This window comes from Streptomyces griseus subsp. griseus (assembly GCF_000720255.1).
GTDB classification, from domain to species: Bacteria; Actinomycetota; Actinomycetes; order Streptomycetales; family Streptomycetaceae; genus Streptomyces; species Streptomyces griseus_I.
The window spans coordinates 1-11,214 of sequence record NZ_JOJE01000082.1 but is presented as its reverse complement, the minus strand read 5'-3'; the positions used below and the strand labels follow the sequence as shown (position 1 = coordinate 11,214).

10 protein-coding genes and 3 pseudogenes are annotated in these 11,214 nt (G+C 69.6%); 7 read left to right on the top strand and 6 right to left on the bottom strand.

Going from position 1 to position 11,214, the window contains the following annotated elements:
- A partial coding sequence (locus IG99_RS42650; protein WP_037684304.1) for a hydrolase occupies positions 1-323 on the bottom strand: 323 nt, incomplete at its 3' end.
- A 399-nt stretch (positions 324-722) separates the two neighbouring features.
- Between IG99_RS42650 and IG99_RS42645 the strand changes: the two genes are divergently transcribed.
- The 3 genes and pseudogenes from IG99_RS42645 to IG99_RS42630 form a co-directional block, all read left to right on the top strand.
- A complete protein-coding gene (locus IG99_RS42645; RefSeq protein ID WP_234312167.1) occupies positions 723-1,316 on the top strand; it encodes a GntR family transcriptional regulator in 594 nt (197 codons plus the stop codon).
- Between the two features lie 1,248 nt (positions 1,317-2,564).
- Positions 2,565-2,774 carry a DUF2180 family protein gene (locus IG99_RS42635; protein ID WP_037684301.1) on the top strand — a complete coding sequence of 70 codons (210 nt, stop codon included), beginning with the start codon at positions 2,565-2,567 and terminating at the stop codon, positions 2,772-2,774.
- A gap of 340 nt (positions 2,775-3,114) precedes the next feature.
- A pseudogene (locus tag IG99_RS42630) lies at positions 3,115-3,636 on the top strand (non-reducing end alpha-L-arabinofuranosidase family hydrolase); the annotation flags it as partial.
- A 245-nt stretch (positions 3,637-3,881) separates the two neighbouring features.
- Here IG99_RS42630 and IG99_RS42625 read toward each other — a convergent pair.
- Positions 3,882-4,934 carry a LacI family DNA-binding transcriptional regulator gene (locus IG99_RS42625; protein WP_051866608.1) on the bottom strand — a complete coding sequence of 351 codons (1,053 nt, stop codon included), beginning with the start codon at positions 4,932-4,934 and terminating at the stop codon, positions 3,882-3,884.
- Positions 4,935-5,110: 176 nt separating this feature from the next.
- Here IG99_RS42625 and IG99_RS42620 point away from each other — a divergent pair.
- Positions 5,111-5,478: pseudogene (locus IG99_RS42620) on the top strand (MMPL family transporter); the annotation flags it as partial.
- Positions 5,479-5,875: 397 nt separating this feature from the next.
- Here the strand turns inward: IG99_RS42620 and IG99_RS42615 are convergent.
- Positions 5,876-6,331, bottom strand: a complete 456-nt coding sequence (locus IG99_RS42615) for an MBL fold metallo-hydrolase (RefSeq protein ID WP_234312166.1) — start codon at positions 6,329-6,331, stop codon at positions 5,876-5,878.
- Between IG99_RS42615 and IG99_RS51570 the strand changes: the two genes are divergently transcribed.
- The 3 genes from IG99_RS51570 to IG99_RS42605 all read left to right on the top strand — a co-directional run bounded on the left by IG99_RS51570 (position 6,245) and on the right by IG99_RS42605 (position 9,263).
- A complete protein-coding gene (locus tag IG99_RS51570; RefSeq protein ID WP_267882615.1) occupies positions 6,245-6,688 on the top strand; it encodes an amidohydrolase family protein in 444 nt (147 codons plus the stop codon). The two genes, IG99_RS42615 and IG99_RS51570, sit on opposite strands and share 87 nt — an antisense overlap.
- A gap of 5 nt (positions 6,689-6,693) precedes the next feature.
- Positions 6,694-7,686 carry an amidohydrolase gene (locus tag IG99_RS42610; RefSeq protein ID WP_158973378.1) on the top strand — a complete coding sequence of 331 codons (993 nt, stop codon included), beginning with the start codon at positions 6,694-6,696 and terminating at the stop codon, positions 7,684-7,686.
- Positions 7,687-7,775: 89 nt separating this feature from the next.
- Positions 7,776-9,263, top strand: coding sequence for an APC family permease (locus IG99_RS42605; protein WP_037684298.1), 1,488 nt, complete (start codon positions 7,776-7,778; stop codon positions 9,261-9,263).
- Positions 9,264-9,415: 152 nt separating this feature from the next.
- Here the strand turns inward: IG99_RS42605 and trpC are convergent, their stop codons facing one another.
- From trpC to aspA, 3 genes and pseudogenes are all read right to left on the bottom strand, one after another.
- On the bottom strand, positions 9,416-10,216 hold the full coding sequence (gene trpC, locus IG99_RS42600) for an indole-3-glycerol phosphate synthase TrpC (protein WP_037684296.1): 801 nt from the start codon (positions 10,214-10,216) through the stop codon (positions 9,416-9,418).
- Between the two features lie 163 nt (positions 10,217-10,379).
- The gene (locus IG99_RS42595) at positions 10,380-10,559 is read right to left on the bottom strand and encodes a hypothetical protein (RefSeq protein ID WP_037684293.1); all 180 of its coding nucleotides are present in this window, start codon (positions 10,557-10,559) and stop codon (positions 10,380-10,382) included.
- A gap of 402 nt (positions 10,560-10,961) precedes the next feature.
- Positions 10,962-11,214, bottom strand: a pseudogene (gene aspA / locus IG99_RS42590) (aspartate ammonia-lyase); the annotation flags it as partial.

Genomic DNA, 11,214 nt, shown 5'->3' with positions numbered 1-11,214 from the left:
CGGTTCAGCGCCTCGGTGACACCGGGGTACGGGCCCCAGGTGGGGATGCGGTCGTACACCGCCCGCGCCTCGTCCTCGCGGTACTCGAGACCGACCTTGCGCAACGCGCGTTCCATGGAACGCGCGACGACCTGGTGGAACGGCTGGTACGCGCCCGTGCACTCGTCGATCCGGTACGCCTTGCAGATCCGCAGGAACTCATCGGCGACCTCGGCCGGCAGTCGGTCACCCAGGACCTCACGCATCGTGTCGTTGATGCTGAACTTGATCAGCGTTCCGTTCATGTCGAACGTCACGAACTTGGGCTTGGCATCGAATCCCATGAGTCCTCCTGGTGCTTCAGCGGAGCAGCCTGGACCGCTCCGGTCGATTGTCGACCATCTGGTGGTCGATTGTCGACCAAATTGGTATCGGCTGTCAACAACCCTCAGCCCCGGCTGCGCGCCTTCAGCAGAACAAGGTGTACGTGGACCGCTGCTTCGAGCGCGGCGAGCATCGGCTCGACCACGGACGGATCACCGACATCGCCACCCTCCTCGGCGACACCCGGCCCGAACGGCGTCCGTGCGGGTGTGGGTCATGGAAGCAGCCCGGGAGTGAAGGCCGAACGGTCGGCGCCGAGCCACGGGCCGCCGCGCTCCCCTCGCTCATCACCACGGGACCGGGCAGGTCACCGAACTCACAGCGACCTGCAGCAGGGTGTAGCCGACCATGTAGGCGCCGTGATTGGTGGCCAGCTGCGCGAGGCGCACATCGCCACAGATCTCGGGATCAGCCGGTCCCCGCTGCGCGAGGCGCTGACCAAGCTGGAGGAAGAAGGGCTCGTCGTAAAGATCCCTTACCGCGGGGCGTTCGTCGTAGAGGTGAGCGCTCGTGAGGTCGCCGAGATCGACTCGGTCCGGCTGCGTGTCGAACCGTACGCCGCCGAGCTCTCGGCCGAAGCGCTGCGCGGTCCTGAGCGGGCGCGGTTGCTGCAAACCGTCGAGGATCTCCGCCGGGCAATGGAGAAGGACGACATCCCGGCCAGCATCGACGCGCACCTTCGCTTCCACAGGCTCTTCTACGACCTCTCGGAGCACGGCGTCCTGCAGAGTCTCTGGCACGGCTGGGAGACCAAGCTGCGCCTCCACCTCAGCGTCGATCACCGCACGTACAGCGACGACCCGCATCAATTGGTCGTCGAGCACGAGAGGTTGGCCGCGGTTGCCCTGGAAGGCGACACGGACGCGTTCCGCCAGGAACTGGCTGCCCATTTCCCCATGGGGCTGCGAGCCCAGACGGGAGATCCGGGGGAACCCACGCCCCGGCCTGCATGAGGCCGTGCCGCCTGCGTGAAGTGTCCAAGCCCGCTCGCCACGGTGCCGTCGTAGACCAATGCCTCGAAGTCGAGGATCGAGCCCGCACTGGCACCGTGACCTTGTAGTGGATCTTGGGTGAGGGTTGCCGGTCACCGGCACGGTGGGACGGGTCAGGGGGCGACGGGGCGTTCACGGCTGCGGGGGAAGCTGCGCGGGCGGGTCCGTTCTTCCGGAAACGGCGGGTCGTTGCGGCCTTGTGTCCTCCGTGGATTCCTCCGTGGATTCAATCCTCCACCTGCGCGCACACGAGACCGCCGTCTCCCGTGCGGAAAAGGAAACCTCATCCTGCGGGGTGGACGCGAAGCGGTACAGCTCGGTGCGGCTGGTGCCGTCCAGGCAGGTCACCGTCATCAACGGTTCCACCACCCGCTCGGACATCACCTGCCTGCGGGTCATCGCGGCGATACGTGGCGCGGCCCTTATCCGGGCGAGGCGGGAGCGTCTTCCAGAACCGAACGCGCCGGCGGCACCACGGCGCTCTTGACCTGTCACAACAGGTCGACGCCCGTCGCCGTGGCGGCGAGTCACCGTGGAAATCCGGAAGAGCTCCGGTCCGCCGGCAGCGGCATGCCTGGCCCGGCAGGGCTCCCGGCAGACGGCTGGCGAGTTTCTGCTCGGTGACGACCCGTGAGCGAACGCAGCCTGGAACACGGCACGTCCCGCGCTCCACCAGCGCCGGCAGCCGGATCTTCCCGAACCCGGATCAAGAGGCTGCGCGGAGTTCTGGGTGCCTCCGAGGCCAACGAGGTGCCCGTGCCCAGAGTCTCGCGGTTACCGGCCCACCGTTGGCCAAAGTCGACCGCCGCCGGCGAGGCGCACACGTAACCGTTGGTCGGCACGGTTCCTGAAGCCGCGGGCGACTCGTCGGCCTCAGCGCTCCTGGTGGACGGGCCGGAGTTGCACCCCGGCGGCGCTGTCCGCACCGTGCCGACGTTCAACGGTGACTCGGCCTGGAGCGCGGGTCGCGAGGCGCGGGGACGCGGACGGCGCCACCGCTCCTCTGCACAGCGAACTCTGACTGATGGTCAGGTCAAGCTGCTTCGCCGCATCGCGATTGGCCATACGATCGCGATAGAGTCTTAGACTTGACAAAGTCTAAACTGGGCCATACTTTTCAAGCTCCTTGAGTAGGTGTGTGCGGCTTGGGTGGGTTTGTTCGCGCTGGTTGGCCGCCACGCCCGGCCCCTACTGAAATCGGAGTTGGACATGAGGTGCTACGACTGCCTCCAGGAGGCGCGCAACGACACCACCGGCATCGGTGTGTGTTCGCGCTGCGGCTTGGCCACCTGCGAGAACCACGCCCGCGTACGTCAGGTACAGGTCACCCGCCCGATCGGCATGGGCGCTTCGTACGGCCGTATCCCGGCACGCAGGGTGGTATGCCACACCTGCGACATGGCCGAGACGGCGCACTGACCCGCATGGTGCGCTTATCACCGCTTCACCGGTCGTCGATTGCGCGCTGTCAGTTTGAGCATGCGTTCTTGGCCTGCCCGGACGCCGTCCCGGATCACCGGCGCGGCGTCCGGGCTTCAGCCGTTGCCACGGCTCGGTGCGCCATGCCGGAGGCGCGACCGCGAACCACAAGATGCCGCAGGAGCAGGGCGATGACACACCTTTCGCCGGGCGTCCAGGACGTCGGCTGCAGCGTGAGTGGAGCCGCCCTGTCTGGACCCGCGGGGCTTCCAGGGCTGGGCGACGAGATCCAAACCACCTTGTGGGATCTCCGCCCGGGCTGCCGGGCGGAAACCCACTGACCGCGATCGACCCGACCCTGATCGCCGACGATCAGAACATGTACATGTTCTTCGCCGGTGATAACGGCGAGATCTACAAGTCGACCATGCCGATCGGGAACTTCCCGGGCAGCTTCGGCTCGTCGTACACGACGGTCATGAGCGACACGGTGAAGAACCTGTTCGAGGCGCCGCAGGCCTACAAGGTCCAGGGCCAGAACCAGTACCTCATGATCGTCGAGGCTCGGGGTGCGAATGAGCAGCGCTTCTTCCGCTCGTTCACGGCCTCCAGCTTGAACGGTCCGTGGACCCCGCGGGCCGCCACCGAGAGCAACCCCTTCGCCGGCAAGGCCAACAGCGGTGCCACCTGGACCAACGACATCAGCCACGGTGACCTGGTCCGCAACAACCCCGACCAGACCATGACCATCGACCCCTGCAACCTTCAGTTCCTCTACCAGGGCCTGTCCCCCAACACACCGTCGGGCACCCCCTACGTACAACTGCCGTACCGGCCGGGTCTCCTCACGCTGCAGCGCTGACCCGCGCGCGTGATCACAAGCTCGTTACCGTTCCCGGTACGGCGGCACTGCTCCGGCGTATCGGGCGGTATCGGTTTGCGGTTCGTGGCCCCTGGACGACGTCGTGGACGGTCATGGGCAGTGGGAGCTGTGCGAGCGTGAGGTCCCTCAGCTGCACCGTCCGCGTCCACGAGCGGCGCACCCGAAGCTGCACCTCGACACGGTCTACGTCCCGTTTCCGCAGCGCGCCCCTCAGGGACGCGCCCTCACGGTGTGCCGTTCCTCCGTCGCACCGCGCGCCGTGTGGACCGTCGAGGGATCAGCACCGGTTGCACGAGCCGACGTCGGGCCACGCCGCTGCGGGTGTTGATGACAGCGATCAGCAGGTCGACCGCGTCGGCGCCCACCCGGTCCGGGCGGAGGCTGACGGTGGTGAGGGGTGGGGTGGTCGTCGCGTAGTCCGGATCCTCGCTGATGCACGCCACCAGCAGGTCCTGCGGCACCCGGAGCCCGTGCCGCCGGGCGGCGGCGAGGATGTTGTGACCGGAGTCGGAGTAGACGCCGATGACGGCGTCCGGTCGCGGATCGTGGTGGAGGAGCCGGCTGACGGCGTCCTGTTCGGCCGTGAAGTAGTCGGGCAGTGAGGCGTACTCCTCCACGAGTGCGGGCATGCGGTGTTCGTCGCACCAGGACCGGTAGGCGTGTGCGATCAGGTGCGGGTACGCGTCGCCGTGAAGGGGCAGGGAGAGCCCGATGCGCCGGGCGCCGGACCGCACGAGGTGCTCGAGCAGCAGGCGCAGGGCCGCTTCGTGGTCGGCGTCCACCCATGCGTCGCACGGATGCGGCTTGGGTGGCCGGCCTTCGCTGATCATCGGTATGCCACGTTCCCGCAGGATGGAGCGCACCGGATCCTCGGCGCGCGGTCCGACGTGAATGACGCCGTCCATCGGCGTGTTGAGCCACATCCACGGTGACATCGAACTCGGCATCACCAGGAGCAGGTAGCCGCGCTCGTGGGCCGCTGCCATGGCGCCCAGCGTCAGCTGTGCGTAGTACGGGATCTCGGTGTACGGGACGGGCAGGTCGCCGTACGTCGTCATGGTCAGGCCGAGCACTCCGGTGCCGCCGCGGGCCAGGGCACGGGTCGTACTGGTGGGGGCGTAACCGAGTTCGCGTGCCGCGGCGAGCACCCGCTGTCTGGTCGCCTCGGAGAGCCGTCCGGTGCCGTTGAGCGCGTTCGACACCGTGGCGGTGGACACGCCTGCCCATGCGGCGACGGCCTCGAGCGTGGGGCGCCGCCAGGCACGAGAGCTCTCCATACGCACCCCAACTGCCGTGTGACCGCTAGTGGTTCTTGCGGTTGAGAAGTTAACCACTCAACGTACGGGCGACAGCGGCCAGGAGGACCGCCGGGTGAGGGGACGGCCCCTGCCCGGCGGACGTTCCTGGCCGCGACCGGCCGGCACCCGGTGCGGGCGGCCACCGTACCGTCATCATCGACGGCATCGCCCTCGCCGTGGCGATCACCGTGTTGATCACCGTGGCCGCCTCCCTGGTACTGCTGCCCGCGCTGCTCGCGCTGTGCGGTCAGCGCATCCAGCGCCATGTCGGCAAGCAGGCGGCCGAGGCCGCGGAGAAGGGCAGGGCCGAAGGCAGCCGCTGGCGCGCGATGGCAGGCCTCGTGCAGGGCCGCCCGCTCACGACACTGCTGGTGGGGGCGATCGCCCTGCTGGCCCTGTCGGGAACTGCACTGAGCATGCGCCTGGGCTTCGCCGACTCCGGTAACGACCCAGGGCCACCACCTCACGCCAGGCCTACGACCTGCTCGCCGACGGCTTCGGTCCCGGTTTCAACGGTCCCCTGTCTCGACGCCGTGGTCATCCGCTGCCTCATCGTCCCAGCCGGCATGCAGATGCTGGGCAGGTGGGCTTCTTGGCTACCCGCACCGCTCGCCCGAAGGCTGCCCAGGCTGTCCATCGAACGCCCCGATCAGCCGGCCCTTCGGAAAGCGGCTCGACCGCATACCACCGGGCGTTGAACCAGCCCCCGCCGCGATGACGACGGGAGTGCCGTCCTTTGCGCCGCGTCCCGATGCAGGTCGGGGTCCTCCACCAGCAGACCGCGGGCACGCCGGAACTGGCAGACGAACCTGGCCGCGAGGCTCACATCGATCTGGGCCAGGTCGTCGCTTCCCATGGGAGAGGAGAGGGCGGGACGGTGTCGGCCGTAGCTCGATGGCAGGGCGACGACGGCAGGCCGGCTAGACCGGGGTCGACGCGGACGGCACGAAGGGTGCCCCGTGTCCCGGCACGATCAGCGCCGGACCGAGGCTCAAGACCTTCTCCCTGGCCGCCCGCAACTGCTCACGGTCGGGCGCGAAGGGATCGTCGGCCGGTCCCTCGGCGGTCCACCACAGATGGGTCAGGACCACCAGCCCCTCGTCGGCCGTGACCAGAGTGCTGACGTCCTCCGCGGTGTGGCCGGGCGTCGTCATCAGCGTGATCGACGGGGAGAGCCGGTACCCGTCGGCATCGCGGTCCTCCCAGATGTCGTCCTGGTAGATGGCCATGTGGTCGTGGAAGCGGGCCTCGGGAAACAGGGCCGCGTTCAGCGTGTGGTCCGGGTGGTGGTGGCTGAAGATCACATCGGTGACGTCTTCGGGGCTCAGCCCGTGGTGCGTGAGCGGATCCAGGATGAGTCGGCGGTCCGCGACCATGCCCGGATCGACGATCACGACCGTCTCCCCGACGGTTTCGACGCCTGGCTCGCCCCTGATGGCCGGTTCGACGCCCGCCGGCTGGACGCGGCCGTCCCCGACCGGCCCGTGGTGCTGCGCACGATGGACCACCACACCGCGTGGGTGAACAGCGAGGCGCTGCGCCGGGCCGGGTTCACGGCCGCCACGTCCGACCCGGACGGCGGGGAGATCGTACGCAGGCACGGCTCCACCGAACCACTGGGCACCCTGCGCGAGTTCGGCGCCGTTCTGCCGGTCCTCGACCTCGTCCCCCGGCCGTCCCACGAAACCCAGGTGGACGCGAGACCGCCGCCCGGTTCGCCGCCTCCGGTGTGACCTGGATGCAGGACGCCTGGGTGGAACCGCACCACGCCGACGTCTGGATCACCGCGGCCACCAGCGCCCCGGGACTGCCGGTCCGGGCCGACCTCGGCTTCTTCCTGGGGCCTGAACAATGGCGCGAGCAGCTCCCCCGGCTCGCCGCCGAGCGTGAGCGTGTGGAGGGCGCCGCCCCCGGGCTGCTCACCGCGCACACCGTGAAGTTCTTCGCGGACGGGGTCATCGAGTCCGGCACGGCCGCCCTCCTGGAGCCCTACACCGACTGCCCGCACTCCCACGGCATCGCCAACTGGACACCGACAGAACTGGCGGAGGCCGTCACCGCGATCGACGCCCTCGGATTCCAGCCGCACATCCACGCGCTCGGCGACGGCGGTGTCCGGGTCGCCCTCGACGCGATCGAAGCCGCGGCCCACGCCAACGGCCCCCGCGACCGCCGTCCGGTCATCGCCCACGCCCAGCTGATCGACCCCGCCGACCTGCCCCGCTTCGCCGACCTCGGGGTGATTGCCAATCTTCAGCCGCTGTGGGCCCAGCCCGACCGGCTGATGACCGACCTCATCCTGCCGAAGATCGGCCCGGAACGCGGTGGCCGCCAGTACCAGATCGCGGCCCTGCTCGCCTCCGGCGCCCGCATCGCGTTCGGCAGCGACTGGCCGGTCACCGATCACGAACCGCTGCGGGGCGTCGCCACCGCCGTGACCCGTCAGACGCCCGAGGGAGTCCCCGAGGGCGGCTGGCTTCCCCAGGAGCGGATCGACACCGCGACCGCCCTGGCCGCCTACTCCGCCGGATGCGCCTACCAGGCGTCCGAGGAGAAGGAATGGGGCGTCCTGCGCCCCGGAATGCGCGCCGACCTGGTACATCTCGCCGCCGATCCGGTCGAGACCGCTCCCCGCGACCTCGCGCACCTGCCCGTCCTGGGCACCTGGCTCGCCGGCCGGCGCACGCACGGCTCCGGCACCCCCGCCCCCGTGCCGGCCGGAGAGCTATAGCCTCACCGCGTCCGTCATCGCCGGGCCCGCGTGCCAGGGACAGCCCCCTCCCCGTCGACCTCACGCATCACCATCACGCGGAGACCACCATGACCGAGCCTCACACTTCCACCCCTCCCCAACAGCCCCCGGCGGCCACCGCAGGGGACCCGACCGGCCGTCTGCAACGTGCCTCGCTCGGCGTCACCGACATCGTCTTCTTCGTGGTGGCGGCCGCCGCCCCGCTCACCGTCATGGCCGGCATCGCCCCGCTCGCGATCCTCTTCGGCGGTATCGGCGCCCCGGTCGCCTACCTGGTGGTCGGCGTCGTACTGTGCCTGTTCGCGGTCGGTTTCACCGCCATGACGCCTCATGTCCGCAACGCGGGCGCCTTCTACTCGTACATCTCCCGAGGCCTGGGCCGCCCAGCCGGACTGGGGGCCGCGCTGCTCGCGGTGTTCTCCTACAACGCCCTGCAGATCGGCACCTACGGGGCCTTCGGCTTCTTCGCCGCCGGCACCGCGAACGACCTCCTGGGCGTCGACCTGCCCTGGCCGGTCTACGCCTTCGCCGGGATCGCCGTGGTGTGGTTCCTCGGGTTCCGGTCCATCCACGTCGGCGCCAAGGTACTCGGCGCCCTGCTGATCGCGGAGACCGCCGTCCTGGCCCTGCTCGCCGGAGCGATCCTCGTCAAGGGCGGCGCGCACGGCCTGAGCCTGGCCTCCTTCGCCCCCTCCCATGTCTTCACCTCGCAGATGAGCGCACCGCTGGGCCTCGCCATCGCCGCCTTCATCGGCTTCGAGGCCACCGCCCTCTACCGCGAGGAGGCCCGCGACCCCAACCGCACCGTCCCCCGCGCCACTTACTTGGCCGTCGGCTTCCTCGGCCTCTTCTACACGTTCGTCGTCTGGGTCATCGTCCAGGCCTTCGGCGACGACAAGGCCGTCGGGACCGCGGCACAGAACCCCGCCGAGATGTTCTTCACGGCCATGACCCGCTACGTGGGCGGCTGGGCCACCGACCTCCAGCGCGTGCTGATCGTCAGCAGCCTCCTGGCCTCCCTGCTCGCCTTCCACAACGCCATCACCCGCTACGGCTACGCACTGTCCTCCGAAGGCGCCGCCCCCGCCGCCCTGGGCCGCATCCACCCCCGGCACGGCTCGCCCTGGGTCTCCGGCATCGCGCAGACCGTACTCGCGGCCGTCGTCACCGCCGTGTTCGCCGTGATCGGCGCGCACCCCTACAACCAGTTCCTGCTGTGGGTGAACACGCCCGGAGTGGTCGGCATCCTGGCGCTGCAGACGCTCGCGGCCTGCGCCGTGGCCGTCTTCTTCCGCCGCAACCGCGGCGCTGACGCGGCGGGACGCCTGCGTACGGTCGCCGCACCGGTGGCCGCCGCGCTCCTCCTGGCCGTGATCACCGGTCTGGTCTGCACACGCCTCAATCTCTTCACCGGTGCCGCACCCGCCGTCAACTGGGCGCTGGTCGCGCTCACTCCGGTCATCTTCGCGACCGGCGCGGCCCTTGCTGTGCGGATTCGACGCAACCGGCCCGACGTCTATGCCAAGCTCGCCACGACCGACGTCGACTCCGTATGACCGAGGGCACGTGGCCCCGTCGCGGGCGCGAAGTCACTGCGACGGGGCCGCCGAAGCCTCAGCGACCGTCCGGGCCGTCAGCCGGCTCAGGCGAGTGTGCCGGGCCGGGTCAGCCAGAACAGGCTCCGTGAGCCGGCAGGTCGAGAGACAGGTCAGGACCGTCGCGCCCGGTGCCCGGCCGCCTCGATGAACTCGCGCACGGCGGTGCTCGGGTCCCCCGAGCGGACCAGTGCCTCGCCGACCAGTACCACGTCGGCTCCCCAACCGCGATATTCCGCGACGTCCTTCGGGCCCGTCACTCCCGATTCCGCGACCTTGACCGTGCCGTCCGGGATGGCGGTCACGAGCTCTGCGAACACACTGCGATCCACGTCCAGCGTTGTCAGGTCCCGCGCGTTGATGCCGAGGAGCTCGGCTCCCGCCGCAGCGGCGCGCCGCACTTCGTCGGCGGTGTGCGCCTCCACGAGCGGTGTGAGACCCAACTCCTCGCACAGTCCCATCAGGTCGACGAGTTGGCCGTCGTCCAGCGACACGACCATGAGAAGCGCAAGATCGGCGCCATGCGCGCGGGCTTCCCACAGCTGGTAGGGGTCGACGATGAAGTCCTTGCGCAGAACGGGCACATCGACCCGGGCGCGTACGGCGTCCAGATCGGCGAGAGAGCCGCCGAAACGTCTGCGTTCGGTCAGCACGCTGATCGCAGCGGCACCGCCGGCCGCGTACTGCACGGCGAGCGATGCGGGGTCGGGAATGTCCGCCAGCGCACCCTTGCTGGGGCTCCTTCGCTTCACCTCGGCGATGACGGACACCCCGGGCGCCCGGAACGCGGGCAGCGGGTCGATCGCGGGTGCCGCGTCCGCTGCCCTGGAGCGCAACTCCGCCAGCGGCGTCGCACGCTTACGCTCTGCCAAGTCTTCGCGGACTCCCGCGAGGATCCCATCAAGAACGCTCATTGCCCTCTCCTTGTCGAATTGTCTGCCGCTGCGGACGTCTCCCGGCTCGAGTGAGGCCGTGCATCACCCACGTCCACGTCGTTCTCGACGGCTATTCAAATCAATCATGGTGTCTGTACCCGCTGCCTGGGTCTCGAGCCGGATAACCGCCGCAAGGCGGGGCTCAGGCCGGACCGAACCGCTCGGCGTGCACTTGCCGGTCGGGAACCTTCAGCCTGCGCAGGGCGCTGAGCACGGCCGAGGTCATCGCGGGCGGGCCGCAGACGTACACATCGCGTTCGGTCAGGTCGGGAATCGGGGCACGGAGACCGTCCGGCTCGAACGGCGAGCTCCCTGGGACCACGCCGGTTCGAGCTCTGCTGGAGGAGGAACCGGCCGACGATGTCGTCGTGCTCTACCGGGTGCGCAGTGAGAACGACGCCGTGCTGGTCGACGAGGTACGCGCCCTGGTCGCCGACTGCCGACCGCCTTGGCGGTCAGGCGCAACGTACGGCCGTAGCGTGCCGCGACGACGAGAACCGGCAACTTGTCGAGGTGGCGGCCGGTGACGCGCACCGACACCACGTCGTCCGACTCCGCCGCCACCTCAGCGACCCGGAATCTGTGATAGGCGTTGCGCCACAGAGGCGCGACGATCCGGCCCGCGACCAAGGCGCCGAAAGCGAACAGCCACAGGGCCCACCAGTATTGGGCCAAGGGAACGACGCGGACTGGTGACCGCTGTGGTCATCGATCGGTGCGCACCTCAGGCCAGGGCCTGGCCGGCTCCTGCGACCGCTTCGGGCCGCAGCAGGGCGGCAAGGGTCTCGGCGGGCAACAGGCCCTTTTCCAGGACGAGTTCGGCCACGCCGCGGCCGGTGACGAGGGCCTCCTTGGCGATGTCGGTGGCGGCCGTGTAGCCGATGTGCGGGTTGAGGGCGGTGACCAGGCCGATGGAGTTCTCCACGCTCGCGCGCAGCGCCTCGGTGTTGGCGGTGATCCCGTCCACACAGCGCTCG